Here is a 17,509-nt window from a genome sequence, read left to right on the forward strand (position 1 = left end):
CTCCGGAACCCGCCCTGTCAATGGAAAGTGAACAATCCTCAACTTCTACCGCGGGGTGGTGGCGGCGGTGAGCCGGAAGGCGCCGTCCGGCTCGCGCCCGAGCTGCACGCCGAACCCCTGGCAGATGCGGACGAGTACCTCGTACAGCCAGCGGGAGTCCTCGTCCGTCACCGGCCGCAGCCGCAGCCGGCGCGACTGCAGCGGTACGAGGCGGACGCCGACGAGCCGGCCGTCCGCGGGGTCCACCGACACCAGGTACAGCAGCCGCAGGTCGTCCCGGAACTCCGTGTACCCGCCGATGCCCTCGTAGTCGTTGACGAGGTCGCCGCACCCGTAGGCGATGAACCTCCCCCGGTACGCCTCCATCGGCCGCGGATGGTGCGAGGAATGCCCGTGCACCAGGTCCGCACCGCCGTCGACGAGCGCGTGCGCGAAGCCGATCTGCTCGCCCGGGACGCGATAGCCCCAGTTGGAACCCCAGTGGATCGACACGACCGTCAGGTCGCCCGGCCGTTTCGCCCGCCGGATCCGGTCCACGACCTCCCCCGCGGCGGCATGCGTCGGCCCGGCCACGAAGTCCACGCCGCTGCGCTCCGCCGTCGCGGCCCAGCCGTGCGGAACACCGCTGGAGGCCATGGCCAGCGAGTGCACCAGCAGCCGCCCGCCGCCAGGGAGCGGGACGGCCGCGGGACGCCGTGCCTCGGCGAGGTCCCGGCCCGCCCCCGCGGTCTGCAGCCCCGCGGCGGCCAGTGCCACGAGGGTGTCCTCGAGCCCTCTCCGGCCGTGGTCCAGGACGTGGTTGTTGGCGAGGGCGCAGACGTCCGGGCGGGCCGCGGCCAGGCACGGCAGGTTGGCGGGGTGCATCCGGTAGTGGACTGACTTGCCGCGCGCCCGGTCCTCACACTGCGTGACGGACGTCTCCAGGTTGAGGATCCGCGCGTCCGGCGCCGCGGCGTCGAGCACTCGCAGGGCATCGCCCCACGGCCACGCGAAGCCGACCGGGCGCGGCACCGCGCCGCCGACCGCCTCGGCCAGTTCCACGTACGTCCGCGCGTCCCGTACGTACGTCTCCCGCAGCGCCGGATCCCCGGGGTGCGGGAGGATCTGGTCGATGCCGCGGCCCAGCATCACGTCCCCGCAGAGAAGGAGCCTGACCAGGTCGCCGCCCATTACTCCAGGCTAGGGCTGTCCCGTAATCCCCGGTGGATCAGCGCGCGGCGTCGGATGCGGTGCATCGCAAGGCGGAGGAGCGTCCGCATACTGGGCGTATTCGGGCGTTCCGAGGCACTGCTCCAGGAGTACGCCGACCTGATCGCGATCAGCGGCGGCGACGCCTTCAAGGCGCGCGCGTACGAGAAGGCCGCCCGCGCCATCGGCGGCCACCCGGCCGATGTCGCCGAGCTCGACGCCAAGGGCCTGCGGGAGATCCCGAACGTGGGCAAGTCGATCGCCGAGAAGGTCGTCGAGTACCTCAGCACCGGGCACGTACCGGACATCGAGGCGCGCAGGGCCGCCGTCCCGGCCGGGGTGCGGGCCCTGACCGCGATCCCGGGGCTCGGTCCCCGCAAGGCCCTCGTCCTGTACGAGGAGCTGGGCGTCTCCTCCGTCAAGCAGCTGGAGGACGCCATCCGCAAGGAGCGGCTGCGCGACCTGAAGGGCTTCGGCGAGCAGACCGAGCAGAACATCCTGCACGGCATCTCCGTACTCCGGAACGCCGACGACCGGATCCTGCTCGGCGCGGCGATGGACATCGCCGAGCAGATCGTCGCCGAGATGGAGCGGATCCCCGGGTGCGTGCGGTGCACGTACGCGGGCTCGCTGCGCCGGATGCGCGAGACGATCGGTGATGTCGACATCCTGGTGGCGGCGGAGAGGTCCGCCCCGTTCATGAGGGCCCTCGCCGAGCTCCCCTTCACGGCCGACGTCATCGCGCACGGGGCGAAGAAGACCTCCATCCGGACCGGGGCCGGACTCCAGGTCGATCTGCGCGTCCTGCCGCCGGCGTCCTGGGGCGCGGGACTGCAGTACTTCACCGGGTCGAAGGCGCACAACATCCGCACCCGCGCCTTGGCGGTGCGCCAGGGCCTCAAGCTCTCCGAGTACGGCCTCTTCGACGCCGAGAGCGGCACCAACCTCGCCTCGGAGAGCGAGGAGGAGATCTACGCCCGGCTGGGCCTGCCCTGGATCCCGCCGACGCTGCGGGAGGACCGCGGGGAGATCGCGGCCGCGCTGCGCGACGAACTCCCCGATCTCGTGGCCGAGGGCGACATCCGGGGCGACCTGCACACCCACACGGACCTCACCGACGGCCTCGCCCCCCTGGAGGACATGGTGGCCGCCGCTGCGGCGCGCGGGTACGCGTACTACGCGGTCACCGACCACGCGCCGGACCTCGCCATGCAGCGCATGACGCAGGAGAAGATCCTGGCGCAGCGCGAGCAGGTACGGGCAATGGACCGCACGGTGCACGGGATGCGGCTGCTGCACGGCACGGAACTCAACATCGGCCCCGACGGGGGCCTGGACTGGCCCGACGAGTTCCTCGCGGGCTTCGACCTGTGCGTGGCCTCCGTGCACTCCCACTTCGGCCAGAGCCGGGCCGCCATGACCCGGCGTTTCATCCGGGCCTGCGAGAACCCGCACGTCGCCGTCATCGGGCACCCGACCACGCGGCGGATCGGGCGGCGCCCCGGTGTGGACGCCGACTTCGACGCGGTCTTCGAGGCCTGCGCGCGGACGGGCACCGCCCTGGAGATCAACGCGCATCCGGAGCGGCTCGACCTGCGCGACGAGGACATCCTGCGCGCGAAGGGCCACGGGGTGAAGTTCGCGGTGAATTCGGATGCGCACGCGACCACGCACCTGCCGTACCTGCGCTACGGGGTGGGCACGGCGCAGCGCGGCTGGCTGACCAAGGACGATGTCATCAACACCTGGCCGTGGGCCCGCCTGCGCCGGTTCCTGCACGGGAAGCGGGCCTGACACCCGTGGCTGCCCGGCTCGAGGACGCGGCGCGCACCGCACCCGCCCGGGGCCGCTGCGTGAAAGGCAGCCGGCCCGCCCCCGTGGATCGGGGGCAGGCCGGGCGTGCCTGCGAAGCGGGTCAGTTGTTCTGTGTGGCGTCCGAGTCCGCCTGGGCCGCCGCGCTCTCGGCGTCGTCCAGCTTCTGCTGCATGTCCTTGGCCTGGGCGTCGTCGGAGCTCACGGACCGGGTGCCCTGGGGCTGGGCCTTCGCGCCCGGGAGGCAGCCGGTGAGCAGCAGCGCGGCCGCCGTGAGCAGGGTGGCGAGCCCCGCGGCGGCGCGGCGGGGCACGCTCACTTGGACTCCTGCGCGGAGCACCAGGTGCTGACGGCCTTCAGGTCGTCCTGCCGCTTCTGCAGGGTGGGCAGCAGGCTCTTGCGGAAGGTCAGGCGGTCGTTCAGGTAGGTGTGGACCTCGGTGTGGCCGGCGGTCTGCGCGTTCGCGACGCGCTGCTCCAGCCGTGCGACGGAGCCGAGGACGGTGACGTCGCCGTTGAGTCGGTTGATCGCGGTGCTGACGCGGGTCTGCGTCTTCGGCAGGCGCTTGCAGATCGCCTCGGCGCCGTCGCCCTTCGGCGCGGACTTGGCCGGCTTGGGGGCGGCGGGGGCGGGGCTGCCGCCATCGGCCTGGGCGGGGGCGGCGCAGAGCAGGGCGCCGGCCAGCGCCACGGCGCCGATCGCGGCAGCGGCGGTCCTACGGTTCGGGAGCATGGCTGTATCCCCTTCGGTACGAACGGGCCGGCTCACGGGCGGCCGACCGGTCAGGACGGTAGGAGGTGTCTTTGTGGAAACTTTGTGAGTCCACAGGAGCGTCCCCGTGAGGCCCGGCCCGGGCCGGGTCGTCGCCGTTCAGTCCCCTCGGGAGATCCAGTCGCGGCGCCTCGGCAGGCGCAGCGTCGGGGCGTCCGCGCCCGACAGGGGCAGGCGCACCTCGACGCGGGTGCCCGCGGCGTCGGGCGGCGTCCCGATCGAGATCGTGCCCCGGTGCAGCGCGACCTGCTGGGCGACGAGGGTCAGCCCGAGCCCGGAGCCGGGACTGCCCGGGCGGTGGTGGAACCGGCGGAAGACGGCTTCCCGCTCGGCGGGCGGGATGCCGGGCCCCGCGTCGTCCACGGTGAGCACTGCGTGCCCGCCCTCCGCGCGCAGCCGTACCGTGATCCTGGCCGGCTCGTCGGGCAGGTGGCCGTGCACCACCGCATTGCCCAGCAGATTGGCGAGCAGGATGGCCAGCCCGGCATCCCATCCGAACACCCGCAGCTCCGGCGGAAGTTCAGCCTCGAGCTGGGCCGCGGGGTGGCGGCGGCCGGTTTCGCCGACGACCGTGTCCACCAGCTCGGAGAGGTCGAGGGAGGCGAACGCGGACACCTCCACCAGATCGCCCCGGGCGAGCATCCGCAGGGCCGTGAGCAGGTCAAGCAGCCGGGCGTGGTCGCTCTGCAAGTCCCGTACGACCTCGGCCCGTTCGGCGGGGGACAGGTCGGGGTGGGCGGCGAGGACGTCCAGGTCGGTCCGCATGCTCATGAGTGGTGTGCGCAGCTCGTGCGAGGCGGCGGAGGAGAACGAGCGGGCGGTGTCGAGCGCCTGCGCCGTCCGGGCGGCCTGCTCCTCGTACCGGGCCAGCAGCTGTCCGATGGCGGCAGCCAGTTCGTCCACTTCGGCGATGTTCACCGGTGCGGTGGCGAAGGCGGCCGCGCCCACCCCCGGGTCTAGTGCGGCGGCCCGCCGGCTCAGCCTCCGTACGGAGGCGGTGGCGCGGCCGGCCAGCCCGTACGCCAGCAGCCCGGAGACAGGCGCCGCCAGCAGGGCCACCAGCAGGACCCGGCGGCGCACGGCGACGACCTGAGGGTCGGCGGCCGAGGCAGGGCTGAACAGCCAGAACGTGCCCGGGGCCGGCCCGGCCACCGGGACGGTCAGCACCCGCCAGGCATGGCCCTTGGCCCGGACGGTGACCGGCCCGCCCGGCGTCTGCTCGGGCAGCCGTACCGGGTCGGCGGGCTGCGGCCCGCCCTCCAGGACGACCGTTCCGTCCGTGGTCCGTACCCGGATCCCTGCGTCGAGCACGTCGCCGAGGACCTTGCGGTGCTGGTTCTGTTCTGCCTTCGGCCGCCCGTTCAGGTCGGCCGTGAGCATCGCCTTGACGTCGGGGAGGACGGCCGAGGCCCGGTCCTGCAGGCGGGTGTCCTGCTGCTGGTGCAGGTCGCGGCTGACCAGTCCGAGCACCAGCAGGCCCGCGGCGAGCACCAGCAGGGGCACCACCACGGTCACCGAGAGCGCGATACGGGTGGCGAGTTTCACGAGCCGCTCCGGTCCTCGGGCACGCGCAGGACGAAACCGACCCCGCGCACCGTGTGGATCAGGCGCGGGCGCCCGCCCTCCTCCAGCTTGCGGCGCAGATAGCTGACGAAGGTGTCGACGGCGTCGCTGCGCACCTCGAAGTCGTAGCCCCACACCCGGTCCAGCAGCTGGTCCCTCGTGAGCACGATCCCCGCGTTGCGCACCAGCTGGACCAACAGCTCGAACTCGCGCCGGGTGAGGTGGAGTTCCACCCCCTCGTGGTGTACCTGCCGGCTGGCCCCGTCGATCACCAGCGGTCCGGCGCGCAGTACGTCCGACGCGGGGCCCTGGGCCGGCCGGCGCCGCAGCAGGGCGTGCAGGCGCAGCACGAGCTCCTCCAGGGCGAAGGGTTTGACCAGGTAGTCGTCCGCCCCGGCCTGCAGCCCTGCGATCCGGTCCGTGACCTCGTCGAGGGCCGACAGCATCAGAACGGGGGTCTCGTCGCCCTGGGCCCGCAGGCTGCGGCAGACCTCCGTGCCGGTCAGACCGGGCATCGAGACGTCGAGTACGAGGACGTCCGGGGCCTGGCCGACGAGCAGGCGCAGCGCGGCGGGCCCGTCCTCGGCGAGGAGCACGGTGAAGCCGCTCAGCCGCAGCCCGCGCTCCAGCGAGCGGCGGATGGCGGCGTCGTCGTCCGCCACCAGTACCAGTCCGGTGGATGTGCTGCCGGTCACACTGCCCTCCTCGCGCGCGGCCCCGTCGGAGGCCGGGCCGACCCTCTCACGGCCGCCGGACCGCCCGGCAGCCGGGGTGTGGAGCGGGAAGGGCGCCGCGGGGTGCGGACGGGAGACGCCCCCGCCCGGGCCGGACGGGGGCATCTGCTGCCCGTGGTGTTCTCCGCGGCCGTCGCGCTCGTGGCGGTGACGGCTCCCCCGAGGAGCAGGGCGCGCCCGTGAGGGCGAGCGGGGTCGAACGGCGGATGTCCGGGCCCTTTCCGATGTCGTGAAACCTTCCTTGACAGGGTAGAGGGGCGCCCTCACACTGACGTTGCGTTCACCGCAATCCGTTTCGCTATACGCACCGAGGTGTCATGAAGATTCCCGTGTGCCGACTCGCCGATCTTCCGCGAGGCGAGGCCTGCAGACTCGATTCCGATCCTCCGATCGCGGTGTTCCATACCGAGGCCGGCGAGGTGTACGCCATCGACGACACGTGCACCCACCAGGACGCTTCCCTCTCCGACGGCTGGCTCGAGGGGTGCGAGGTCGAATGCCCCCTGCACGCCTCGAAGTTCGACCTGCGCTCCGGCAGAGTCGACTCCCCGCCCGCCAAGCGCCCCGTTCGCACCCACCAGGTCCTCGTCGAGGACGGCACGGTGTACGTCCTGCCGGCCCCGACGCCCTGTGAGCCCGTCCACCGGGTGGAAGGCCGCGCGTGAAGACCGTGGCCGTCGTCGGCGCCTCGCTCGCCGGCCTGTCCGCCGCCCACTCGTTGCGCGAGCAGGGCTACGACGGGCGGCTCGTCCTCATCGGCGGCGAACCCCACCGCCCTTACGACAGGCCCCCGTTGTCGAAGGAGTTCCTCGCCGGCGAGATCGACGAGGACGCGCTCGCCCTCGAAGCGGAGGGCGAGGACCTCGCGGCCGTATGGGAGCTCGGCGTGCGGGCCGTCGGGATCGACACCGGGTCGTGGGCCGAGCACCACGTACGGCTCGCCGACGGCCGGTCGGTCCGGGCCCACGGCATCGTGATCGCCACCGGCGCCGCAGCCCGGACCCTGCCCGGGAGCGAGCGCCTCGACGGCGTGCACGTCCTGCGCACACTGGACGACGCCCGCGCGCTGCGGGCGGACCTGGCCCGCGGCGGCCGGCTGGTGGTCGTTGGCGGCGGGTTCATCGGAGCGGAGGTCGCCTCCACCGCGCGGCGGCTCGGCCTCGACGTCACCGTCGTGGAAGCGGCGCCCACACCGCTGGCCGGGCCGCTCGGCAGGGAGATGGGCTCCCTGGTCTCCCGGCTGCACGCCGACCACGGCGTTCGCCTGCTGTGCGGAACGGGCGTACGCGCACTCGCCGGTACGGGGAGGGTGGCGGCCGTCGTACTCGACGACGGCCGCCGCCTCGACGCCGACACCGTGGTCGTCGGAGTGGGCGCCCGCCCCTGCACCGACTGGCTGGCGGGCTCCGGGCTGGACCTGGACGACGGCGTACGGTGTGACGCGGCCGGCCGTACGAACATCCCCGGCATCGTCGCCGTCGGGGACTGCGCGGCCTGGTACGAGCCCGCGGTCGGGGCCCACCGCCGGGTCGAGCACTGGACCGGCGCGCGGGAGCGCCCTGCCGTGGCGGTCGCCGCCCTGCTCTCCGGCGGGCAGGGCGTGCCGGAGGCGCCGCACCCCCCGTATTTCTGGTCCGACCAGTACGGGACCCGGATCCAGTTCGCCGGGTACGCCGCGGAGGCCGACAGCGTCACGCTCGAGGAGGGCGCGGCGGCCGACCGCAGCTTCCTCGCGGTCTACCGGAGCGCGGGCCGGCCGGTCGGGGTGCTCGGCCTGAACCAGACGCGGCTGTTCACGCGGTGGCGGCGCCGGCTGGCCACCGCCGGGGCCCGGACGGCCGGTTGACCCACCCGGGTCCCGGTCCGGCCCCCCTGGGCCCCGCCCTGCCGCCCCCCCGATGCACCACGCCCCGAACCACGACGTTCCGCGAGGAGTGCACGTGACCACGACCGGCCTGCCGGAAAGCCTGATCGCCACCCTTCCCGGCGAGTACTACACCGCCCCGGACATCTTCCGGCTGGAGCAGGAACGCATCTTCGAGACGATGTGGTTCTGCGTGGGGCGCTCGTCCGAGCTGGCCAAGCCGGGCGCCTTCCGGACCGTGGACGTGGGCCGCGAGAGCATCCTGGTGACGCGGGCGCGCGACCAGGCGGTCCGCGCCTACTTCAACGTGTGCCGGCACCGCGGCGCGAAGCTGTGCACGGAGCCGGCCGGCGAGGCCGGACGGGCCTTCCGATGCCCGTACCACGCCTGGACGTACGCCCTCGACGGCAGGCTGATCGCCGCCCCCAACCTCACGAAGATGCCCGACGTCGGCCGGACCGAGTTCGGGCTGGTGCCCGTGTCCGTACGCGAATGGCTCGGCTACGTCTGGGTCTGCCTCGCGGACAGTCCGCCCTCCTTCGAGGAGCAGGTCATGGGCGCGGCCGTCGAGCGGCTCGGCGACGCGGAGTCGATCGAGCGGTACGGCATCGAGGACCTGGAGGTCGGCCGGCGGATCGTCTACGACGTCAAGGCGAACTGGAAGCTCATCATCGAGAACTTCATGGAGTGCTACCACTGCGCCACCATTCACCCCGAACTCACCGAGGTGCTCCCGGAGTTCACCGAGGGCTACGCGGCGCAGTACTACGTCGGGCACGGCGCCGCCTTCGGCGAGGGCATCCAGGGCTTCACCGTCGACGGCTCGGAGGGTCTCGACCGGATCCCCACCGTCTCGCCGGACCAGGACCGCAAGTACTACGCGATCACCGTGCGGCCTCAGGTCTTCGTCAATCTGGTGCCGGACCACGTGATCTTCCACCGGATGTACCCGGTCGCGGCCGACCGCACGGTCGTCGAATGCGACTGGCTCTACCTCAAGGACGTGGTGGAGAGCGGCAAGGACGTCAGCCGCTCCGTCGAGCTCTTCGACCGGGTCAACCGGCAGGACTTCGACGCCTGCGAGCGCTGCCAGCCCGCGATGAGCTCCCGCATGTACGCCCACGGCGGGGTGCTCGTGCCCAGTGAGCACCACATCGGAGCGTTCCACGACTGGGTCCGGGGGCGCCTGGACGCCGGGCACGGGCAGCCGCGGCAGGAGCCGTTGCAGCGGCCGCTCAGCCCAGGTGGCCCATGCGGTGGCTGATCTCCTGCGCGCCCTTGAGCAGCAGCGGCGCCAGCTCGTGCATGCGCTCCTCGCTGAAGCGGTAGCCGGGCCCCGATGCGCTGATCGCGGCGATGACCACGCCGTCCCGGTCGCGGATCGGGGCGGCCATGGCGTGCAGCCCGATCTCGTACTCCTCGAACGTCATGGCGTACCCGCGGTCCAGGGATGCGACGAGGTTCTTCTCCAGCTTCGTCCTGGCGGTCAGGGTGCTCGGCGTGTACTTCTTCAGCCCGGCCTCCGCCAGCAGCTGCACGCGCTGCTTCGCCGGGAGGTGGGCGAGGAGCACCTTCCCGCTGGAGGTGGCGTGCAGCGGGGTCAGCTGGCCGACCCAGTTGTGCGCCGTGACCGCGCCCGGGCCGCGCACCTGGCAGAGATTGATCGCGTACTGCTCCTCCAGGATCGCGATGTTGACCGTCTCGCCGAGCTCCTCGGCCAGCCGTTCGCACACCGGGCGGCCCACCTGCGTGATGTCGATCCGCCCCGTGACCGCGCCCGCCAGCCGCACGATGCCGAAACCGAGCCGGTACTTGCCGCGCTCGGTGGCCTGTTCGACGAGGCCGCGCGCCTCGAGCGCCCCGAGCAGCCGGAACGCCGTCGACTTGTGGACGTCGATCTCCGCCGCCACTTCACTGACGCCCGCCTCGCCGCGCTGGGCGAGGATCTCCAGCACGCTGACGGCGCGGTCGACGGACTGCACCCCGCCCGCCGGCGCGCCCGCGGTTTCGGTGGCTGCCTCGTAGTTGCTCATGGCGAAACTATACGCGCCGTCATCAACAGGTGATCGGTCCTGGCCGCGGCCGGAAAGTTGCGCGGAACGCAACCTGGTGCGCCTGGCGATACCCGTACTAGCATGCGCCGCATCTTGACGGCTGGGGGGCAGCCCTCGGCCGGAGACGACGGAGGGACGAGACTCCGATGGTGCCCCAGCAATACGACTTCGTCATCGTCGGCGGCGGCTCGGCCGGCAGCGCCCTGGCGAACCGGCTCTCCGCGGACCCCGGCAACCGCGTCCTGGTCCTCGAAGCCGGTCGCCCGGACTACCCGTGGGACGTCTTCATCCACATGCCCGCGGCGCTCACGTTCCCCATCGGCAGCCGCTTCTACGACTGGAGGTACGAGTCCGAGCCCGAGCCGCACATGAACGGGCGGCGCATCTACCACGCCCGCGGCAAGGTGCTGGGCGGGTCGAGCAGCATCAACGGAATGATCTTCCAGCGCGGCAACCCCCTGGACTACGAGCGCTGGGCCGCCGACCCCGGCATGGAGAACTGGGACTACGCGCACTGCCTCCCCTACTTCAACCGGATGGAGAACTGCCTGGCCGCGGACCCGCAGGACGCGTTCCGCGGCCGCTCCGGACCCCTCGTCCTGGAGCGCGGCCCGGCGACCAGCCCGCTCTTCCCGGCCTTCATGGAGGCGGTCCGGCAGGCCGGATACCCACTGACCGACGACGTCAACGGCTACCGGCAGGAGGGCTTCGCGGCCTTCGACCGCACCATCCACCGCGGGCGTCGGCTGTCCGCCGCCCGGGCCTACCTCCACCCGGCCATGAAGCGGTCCAATCTCGACGTGCGGACCAGGGCCTTCGTGACCCGGATCCTCTTCGAGGGCAAGCGCGCCGTCGGAGTCGAGTACTGCCGCGGCCGCGGGGCGGTCCGGCAGGTGCGGGCCGGCGAGGTGATCCTGTCCGGCGGCGCGATCAACTCCCCCCAGCTGCTCCAGCTGTCCGGCGTCGGCAACACCGACGAGCTGCGGGCCCTGGACATCGACGTCGTACACGATCTGCCGGGCGTGGGGGAGAACCTCCAGGACCACCTGGAGGTGTACGTCCAGTACGCGTGCAAGCAGCCGGTCTCGATGCAGCCCTACCTGAAGTGGCGCCACCGCCCCTGGATCGGCCTCCAGTGGCTCTTCCGTACCGGCCCCGGCGCGACCAACCACTTCGAGGCCGGCGGTTTCGCGCGGAGCAACGAGGACGTCGCCTACCCCAACCTGATGTTCCACTTCCTGCCCGTCGCGGTCCGCTACGACGGCTCCGCGCCCGCCGGGGGCCACGGCTACCAGGTGCACGTCGGCCCCATGTACTCCGACGCCAGGGGCTCGGTCAAGATCAGGAGCAAGGACCCCCGGGTGCACCCGGCCCTGCGGTTCAACTACCTCTCCACCGAGCAGGACCGCCGCGAGTGGGTCGAGGCGATCCGGGCGGCGCGCACCATCCTCGGCCGGCCCGGGCTGGCCCCGTACAACGACGGCGAGATCTCGCCCGGGCCGGACGTGGAGACCGACGAGCAGATCCTCGACTGGGTCGCCAGGGAGGGCGAGACCGCCCTGCACCCGTCCTGCACCGCCAGGATGGGGACCGGCGAGGGGGCGGTCACCGATCCGGCGAGCCTGCGCGTGCACGGCCTGGAGGGGCTGCGCGTCGTGGACGCCTCCGTGATGCCCTACGTGACGAACGGGAACATCTACGCACCCGTCATGATGGTGGCCGAGAAGGCCGCCGATCTCATCCTGGGCAACGAGCCGCTGCCGCCGTCCAAGGCCGAGTTCTACCGGCACCACCGCCTCGGCAGCGAGGCAGAGCAGGGGCAGCACCCCGGCCACACCTGAGGAGGAGCGGCATGTCCGCCCGGCCCACGCCGTACCCCGAACGCCCCCTGCCCGCCCCGGTCACCGGGGGCGGCCTGGCCGGGCTCCTGCGCAGGGTCCGCTACGAGGTCCTGCCGGCGAAGGCCACCGAGGACAAGGTCCTGGCCCACGTACCGGCGGAGGTGCCCGTCACGGTCACGGCCTCCCCGGCCAAGGGCCTCGGCCCGACGCTGGACCTCGCCACCCGCCTGGCCGGGCACGGCTACCGGGTCGTCCCGCACCTCCCGGCCCGGCAGATCGCCGACGCCGCTCACCTCGCGGACATCGTGGACCGGCTCGTCGCCGCCGGCATCGAGGACGTCTTCGTCCCGGCCGGCGACGCCGACCCGCCGGCCGGGGCGTACGACGCGGCCCTGCCCGTGCTGCGCCGGCTCGGCGAGCTGGGCAGCCCGTTCGCGCATGTCGGCATCACCGGCTACCCGGAGAGCCATCCCCTCATCGCCGACGACGTCACGGTCCGGGCGATGGGGGACAAGCAGCCGCACGCGACGTACATCGTCAGCAACCTGTGCTTCGACCCGGCGACCCTGCGCCAGTGGCTCGCGCGAGTGCGCCGCCGGCACGTCGTGCTGCCCGTGCACGTCGGGATCGCCGGCCCGGTCGAGCGCGCGAAGCTGCTGTCCATGGCCACGAAGATCGGCGTGGGGGAGTCGGCCAGGTTCCTCACCCGGCACCCCTCGTGGTTCCTGCGCTTCGCGGCGCCCGGTGGCTACTCCCCGGAGCGGCTGCTGCGCCGCAGCGCCCCCGCGCTGAGCTCGCCCGAGGCGGCGGTGGCCGGGCTGCACCTGTTCACGTTCAACCAGATCGCCGAGACCGAGCGCTGGCGCCGAGCGATGCTGGAGCGCATCGGCGGCTGAAGGGCTGAGCGCGGCGCCGGCCGCCGTGGAACCGCCGTGCCCGGGCGCCCGTCCCCTTGACGTACCGCACCCCGTGGGCGATCGTGTCGTTCCATTCCGAGCAATACGATGCGCAATACGCAACGCACATACCGGTGTTACCCGTATGGAGGCTCCGCGCGTGGCAGATCTGTACGTCGGTGGGAAGTGGCGCGAAGCGGCCGCGGGCGGCCGTCGGGACATTCACTGCCCCGCCGACGGCGCGCTCGTGCGGACCGTGTCCGAAGCGACGCGGGCCGACTCCGAAGCCGCGATCGCCGCCGCGCGCAGCGCCTTCGACGAGGGGCCGTGGCCGCGCACACCCGAACGGGAGCGCGGCGCGCTGCTGCTGCGCACCGCCGAGGTGCTGGAGCGCGAGGCGGCGGAGTTCGCCCGTGCCGAATCCCTCGACACCGGCAAGCGCCTGGTGGAGAGCGAGTACGACGTCGCCGACGTCGTGGCCTGCTTGCGGTACTTCGGCGGTATCGCTGGCACCAGCGCGGGCCGGGTGGTCGACACGGGCCGTGAGGACGCCGTCAGCCAGGTCGTGTACGAGCCGGTCGGGGTGTGCGGGCTGATCACCCCGTGGAACTACCCGCTGCTCCAGGCCGCGTGGAAGGTGGCGCCCGCCCTCGTCGCCGGCAACACGCTCGTCCTCAAGCCCAGCGAGCTCACCCCGTCCACCTCGATCCTGCTCATGCGCGCGCTGGAGGAGGCCGGGCTGCCCGCCGGCGCGGCGAACCTCGTCCTGGGGGCGGGGCCCGGGGCCGGTGCGCCGCTCGCCGAGCACCCGGGCGTGGACATGGTCTCCTTCACGGGCGGCCTCGAGACGGGCCGGCAGGTCATGGCGGCCGCCGCGGTCACCGTGAAGAAGGTCGCGCTGGAACTGGGCGGCAAGAACCCCAACGTGGTATTCGCCGATGCCGACTTCGAGGCGGCCGTGGACTTCTCCCTGACCGCCGTCTTCCTGCACTCCGGGCAGGTCTGCTCGGCCGGCGCCCGCCTGATCGTCGAGGACCCGCTGCACGACGCCTTCGTCGACGAGCTCGTGCGCCGGGCCCGCACCATCCGGCTGGGCGGCCCCTTCGACCCCGCCGCCGAGACCGGGCCGCTGATCTCCGCCGCCCACCGGGCCGAGATCGAGGAGTACGTCGCGGCGGGCCTCGCGGAGGGCGCCGTACTGCGCTGCGGCGGCCGGCGCCCCGAGGACCCGGCGCTCGCCGACGGCTTCTACTACCCGCCGACCGTGCTCGACGCGTGCCGCCCGGACATGCGCGTCGTACGGGAGGAGTCCTTCGGCCCGGTGCTCACCGTCGAGCGGTTCTCGGGCGAGGACGAGGCGGTACGGCTCGCCAACGACACGGAGTACGGGCTCGCCGGCGCGGTGTGGACCCAGGACGCGGGCAAGGCCCAGCGCGTCGCCCGGCGGCTGCGGCACGGCACGGTCTGGATCAACGATTACCACCCGTACCTCCCCCAGGCCGAATGGGGCGGCTTCGGGCGTTCGGGTGTCGGCCGCGAGCTGGGCCCGACGGGCCTGGACGAGTACCGCGAACCCAAGCACATCTGGCAGAACATCCAGCCGAGGGCGCAGCGCTGGTTCCGCGGCTGAGCCGGTGCCATCCGAAGAGAGGCCGACAGTGACCGCAACGAAGACAGAACTGCCGTCGCAGCGGGACGCGTCCGGGGACGGGACCCCCGTGATCTCCGTCCGCGGCCTGTGGAAGGTCTTCGGGCCCAAGGCGGCGCGGGTGCCGGACTCGCCCGAGCTGTGCGCCCTCTCGCGCCGCGAGCTCATGGAGCGCACCGGCTGCACCGCGGCCGTACGGGACGTGGCCTTCGACGTGTCGCCCGGCGAGGTCTTCGTGGTCATGGGCCTGTCCGGCTCGGGGAAGTCGACGCTGGTGCGCTGTCTGACCCGGCTGATCGAGCCGACGGCCGGCGAGCTCGTCCTCGAGGGCGAGGACATCCGAGCCGCCGATCGCGCGAGGCTGCGCGAGCTGCGGCGGCGCAAGTTCGCGATGGTCTTCCAGCACTTCGGGCTGCTGCCGCACCGCCGGGTCCTGGACAACGTCGCGTACGGGCTGGAGATCCGCGGCACCGGCCGGGCCGAGCGCACCCGGCGTGCCATGGAGGTGGTCGAGCTGGTCGGCCTCGCCGGGTACGAGCACTCCTACCCCGACCAGCTCTCCGGCGGCATGCAGCAGCGGGTCGGGCTGGCCCGCGCCCTCGCCGGCGACCCGGACGTGCTCCTGTTCGACGAGCCGTTCTCCGCGCTCGACCCGCTGATCCGCCGGGACATGCAGAACGAGGTCGTCCGGCTGCACCGCGAGGTCGGCAAGACGATGGTGTTCGTCACCCACGACCTGTCCGAGGCGCTGAAGCTCGGCGACCGCATCCTCATCATGCGCGACGGCCGCACCGTCCAGTGCGGTACGGGCGACGAGCTCGTCGGGGCGCCCGCCGACGACTACGTGCGGGACTTCGTGGCGGACGTGCCGCGCTCGCGCGTGCTCACCCTTCGCTGGATCATGCGCCCGGCCCGCCCGGAGGACGCACTCGACGGACCGGAGCTCGGCCCGGACACCGTCGTCCGCGACGCGACGCGCGCCGTCCTCGCAGCGGACCGGCCCGTGAAGGTCGTCGAGAACGGGCGGCTGCTGGGCGTCGTCGACGACGAGGAGATCCTCGCGGTCGTCGCCGGCCCGGAGGGCGGTGCGTGATGGCCGCCCTGGTGGCGGCGAGCGCGGGACGCACGCCCGTACGCGGCGGGCGCGCACGGGTCGCGGCCGCGGTCCTCGTCGGGTGGGCCGCTCTCTGGCTCGCCCTGCGCGGCGTCCACACCCTTCCCCTCGGCACCGCCGAACTGGCCCCGCTCCACCGGCGGTTCAACGAGATCAACGACGCCGTGGGCGCCGGCCGCAACAGCAACCCGGTCTTCCTCTACGTCTTCAACGAAATCCGGCTGGGCATCGACCACCTGGTCACCTTCCTCCAGGCGCTGATCGCGCAGCCGTCCTACGGCCGCCCGGTCCCGGTGATCGGCTGGCTGGGCGTCGTCGCCCTCGTCGGATACGTGTCGTGGGCGTTCGGGAACGTCCGGGTGGCCGCGCTGGCCGTCGCCGGGTTCGTGTTCTTCGGCCTCCAGGGGCTGTGGCGCGAGAGCATGGACACGCTCGCCCTGACCGCGGCGGCCGTCCTGGTCTCGCTGCTCATCGGCATTCCGCTCGGTGTCTGGACCGGGCTGTCGGACCGGGTGCACCGCCTGGCGACCCCGGTGCTCGACTTCATGCAGACGATGCCGACCTTCGTCTACCTGGCCCCGCTGACGCTGTTCTTCCTGATCGGCCCGGCGTCCGCCACGATCGCCACGCTGATCTTCGCGACCCCGCCCGCCGTACGCATCACCGCCCACGCGATCCGCTCGGTCCCCGCCGTCACGGTCGAGGCGGCCGAGTCGCTCGGCGCGACGCGGCGCCAGACGCTCGCCACCGTGCTGCTGCCGATGTCGAAGCGCACCGTGGTGCTGGGCGTGAACCAGACCATCATGGCCGCGCTGTCCATGGTCACCATCGCCGCCCTCATCGACGCGCCCGGGCTGGGCAAGACCGTCGTCAAGGCACTGGAGACGCTGGACGTGGGCACGGCGTTCAACGCCGGGCTCGCCATCGTCGTACTGGCCATCGTGCTGGACCGCGTGACCACTGCGGCGAGCGCGCGAAGCGAGATGGTGGTCCTCCCGGCCGAAGGCCGGGGGCGTGGGGAGGACGCCCGGCGCCGCGTCGGGCGTGCGGCGCGCCGGCGCCGCCCGCTGCTCCTCGGCGGGGGTGTGTTCACCGCCGTGTGCATGTGGCTCTCCCACACCTATGTATGGGCGGCGCAGTTCCCCGCCGATTCCGGTGTCGGCGGGGCGATCGCCCGTACGGCGGACTCCGTGACCGGCTGGGCGCAGGGCAGCTTCTCCGGTGTGACGGGCGGTCTGCGCGACGTGGTCACCACCTTGCTGCTCAACCCCTTCGAGGCGCTGCTGACCGGCTCCCCGTGGTGGCTGGTCGGCGCGGTGGTGGTGGCCCTCGGTGCGCTGCTCGGCGGCCGGCGCGCGGCGGCCACCGCGGCGGTGTGCGTGGCGCTGATCGTCGGGACGGGCCTGTGGCGGGACAGCATGACGACGCTGGCCTCCAGCTTGGTCGCCACGGTCGTCGTCCTGGCCCTCGGCGTCGCGGTGGGCGTGTGGATGGGGCGCAGCGCCCTGGCCGACCGGCTGATCCGCCCCGTGCTCGACGCGGGACAGACGATGCCGGCGTTCGTCTATCTGGTGCCGTTCCTGGCCCTGTTCGGCGCGAGCCGGTTCACGGCGATCGTGGCGGCGATCGTCTACGCGGCCCCGGTAACGGTGAAGATCATCGCGGACGGGGTGCGCGGGGTACCGCAGAGCACGGTGGAGGCGGCGGTGTCGGCCGGCTCCAGCACCTGGCAGATCATCACGAAGGTCCAGCTCCCGATGGCCCGCGGAGCCCTCGCGCTCGCCACGAACCAGGGGCTGGTCCACGTCCTGTCGATGGTCGTCGTCGGCGGGCTGGTCGGGGCGGGCGCCCTCGGCTACGACGTCGTGGCGGGCTTCTCGCAGGGCCAGTTGTACGGCAAGGGGCTGGCGGCGGGCCTGGCCATCGTGCTGCTCGGGGTCATGTTCGACCGGATCACCCAGGCGGCGGCGCACCGGGCGGCAACAGCCCCCGGCGGGCGCTGAGGCGGAAGAAGGGGCAGGACA

The 17,509-nt window shown here is 72.9% G+C and carries 15 protein-coding genes; 9 read left to right on the forward strand and 6 right to left on the reverse strand.

What is annotated here, in order from left to right:
* Positions 1 to 45 precede the first annotated feature (45 nt).
* Positions 46 to 1,170, reverse strand: coding sequence for a CapA family protein (locus tag IF09_RS0115325; RefSeq protein ID WP_030295917.1), 1,125 nt, complete (start codon positions 1,168 to 1,170; stop codon positions 46 to 48).
* 54 nt (positions 1,171 to 1,224) lie between these two features.
* Between IF09_RS0115325 and polX the strand changes: the two genes are divergently transcribed.
* The gene (gene polX, locus IF09_RS0115330; RefSeq protein WP_051832475.1) at positions 1,225 to 2,982 is read left to right on the forward strand and encodes a DNA polymerase/3'-5' exonuclease PolX; all 1,758 of its coding nucleotides are present in this window, start codon (positions 1,225 to 1,227) and stop codon (positions 2,980 to 2,982) included.
* A gap of 121 nt (positions 2,983 to 3,103) precedes the next feature.
* Here polX and IF09_RS0115335 read toward each other — a convergent pair whose 3' ends face one another.
* The 4 genes from IF09_RS0115335 to IF09_RS0115350 form a co-directional block, all read right to left on the reverse strand.
* Positions 3,104 to 3,319 (reverse strand): hypothetical protein, encoded by a 216-nt coding sequence (locus IF09_RS0115335; RefSeq protein ID WP_158709978.1) that lies wholly within the window; start codon positions 3,317 to 3,319, stop codon positions 3,104 to 3,106.
* Entirely contained in the window at positions 3,316 to 3,732 is a 417-nt protein-coding gene (locus IF09_RS0115340) for a hypothetical protein (RefSeq protein ID WP_030295921.1), read from the reverse strand. The genes IF09_RS0115335 and IF09_RS0115340 overlap by 4 nt, the downstream gene beginning before the upstream one ends.
* 138 nt (positions 3,733 to 3,870) lie before the next feature.
* Positions 3,871 to 5,316, reverse strand: coding sequence for a sensor histidine kinase (locus IF09_RS0115345; protein WP_030295923.1), 1,446 nt, complete (start codon positions 5,314 to 5,316; stop codon positions 3,871 to 3,873).
* Entirely contained in the window at positions 5,313 to 6,029 is a 717-nt protein-coding gene (locus tag IF09_RS0115350) for a response regulator transcription factor (RefSeq protein WP_030295924.1), read from the reverse strand. The genes IF09_RS0115345 and IF09_RS0115350 overlap by 4 nt, the downstream gene beginning before the upstream one ends.
* A gap of 356 nt (positions 6,030 to 6,385) precedes the next feature.
* Here IF09_RS0115350 and IF09_RS0115355 point away from each other — a divergent pair, with 356 nt between their 5' ends.
* From IF09_RS0115355 to IF09_RS0115365, 3 genes are all read left to right on the forward strand, one after another.
* The gene (locus IF09_RS0115355) at positions 6,386 to 6,733 is read left to right on the forward strand and encodes a bifunctional 3-phenylpropionate/cinnamic acid dioxygenase ferredoxin subunit (protein ID WP_030295926.1); all 348 of its coding nucleotides are present in this window, start codon (positions 6,386 to 6,388) and stop codon (positions 6,731 to 6,733) included.
* Entirely contained in the window at positions 6,730 to 7,914 is a 1,185-nt protein-coding gene (locus IF09_RS0115360) for an NAD(P)/FAD-dependent oxidoreductase (protein ID WP_030295928.1), read from the forward strand. The genes IF09_RS0115355 and IF09_RS0115360 overlap by 4 nt, the downstream gene beginning before the upstream one ends.
* A gap of 94 nt (positions 7,915 to 8,008) precedes the next feature.
* Positions 8,009 to 9,196 carry an aromatic ring-hydroxylating oxygenase subunit alpha gene (locus IF09_RS0115365; RefSeq protein ID WP_051832476.1) on the forward strand — a complete coding sequence of 396 codons (1,188 nt, stop codon included), beginning with the start codon at positions 8,009 to 8,011 and terminating at the stop codon, positions 9,194 to 9,196.
* Here the strand turns inward: IF09_RS0115365 and IF09_RS0115370 are convergent.
* Positions 9,168 to 9,965: an IclR family transcriptional regulator gene (locus IF09_RS0115370; protein ID WP_030295932.1), complete on the reverse strand. Its 798-nt coding sequence runs from the start codon at positions 9,963 to 9,965 to the stop codon at positions 9,168 to 9,170. The two genes, IF09_RS0115365 and IF09_RS0115370, sit on opposite strands and share 29 nt — an antisense overlap.
* Positions 9,966 to 10,132: 167 nt before the next feature.
* Between IF09_RS0115370 and betA the strand changes: the two genes are divergently transcribed.
* The 5 genes from betA (at position 10,133) to IF09_RS0115395 (ending at position 17,488) form a co-directional block, all read left to right on the forward strand.
* Positions 10,133 to 11,827, forward strand: coding sequence for a choline dehydrogenase (gene betA, locus IF09_RS0115375; protein ID WP_030295934.1), 1,695 nt, complete (start codon positions 10,133 to 10,135; stop codon positions 11,825 to 11,827).
* Positions 11,828 to 11,838: 11 nt separating this feature from the next.
* A complete protein-coding gene (locus IF09_RS0115380; protein WP_051832477.1) occupies positions 11,839 to 12,723 on the forward strand; it encodes a methylenetetrahydrofolate reductase in 885 nt (294 codons plus the stop codon).
* 160 nt (positions 12,724 to 12,883) lie between these two features.
* Entirely contained in the window at positions 12,884 to 14,353 is a 1,470-nt protein-coding gene (locus IF09_RS0115385) for an aldehyde dehydrogenase family protein (protein ID WP_030295937.1), read from the forward strand.
* Between the two features lie 28 nt (positions 14,354 to 14,381).
* Positions 14,382 to 15,464: a quaternary amine ABC transporter ATP-binding protein gene (locus IF09_RS0115390; protein WP_037634885.1), complete on the forward strand. Its 1,083-nt coding sequence runs from the start codon at positions 14,382 to 14,384 to the stop codon at positions 15,462 to 15,464.
* Entirely contained in the window at positions 15,464 to 17,488 is a 2,025-nt protein-coding gene (locus IF09_RS0115395; RefSeq protein WP_030295941.1) for an ABC transporter permease, read from the forward strand. The genes IF09_RS0115390 and IF09_RS0115395 overlap by 1 nt, the downstream gene beginning before the upstream one ends.
* Positions 17,489 to 17,509 lie beyond the last annotated feature (21 nt).

The organism is Streptomyces katrae, assembly GCF_000717655.1.
In the GTDB taxonomy this organism is placed as follows: Bacteria; Actinomycetota; Actinomycetes; order Streptomycetales; family Streptomycetaceae; genus Streptomyces; species Streptomyces katrae_B.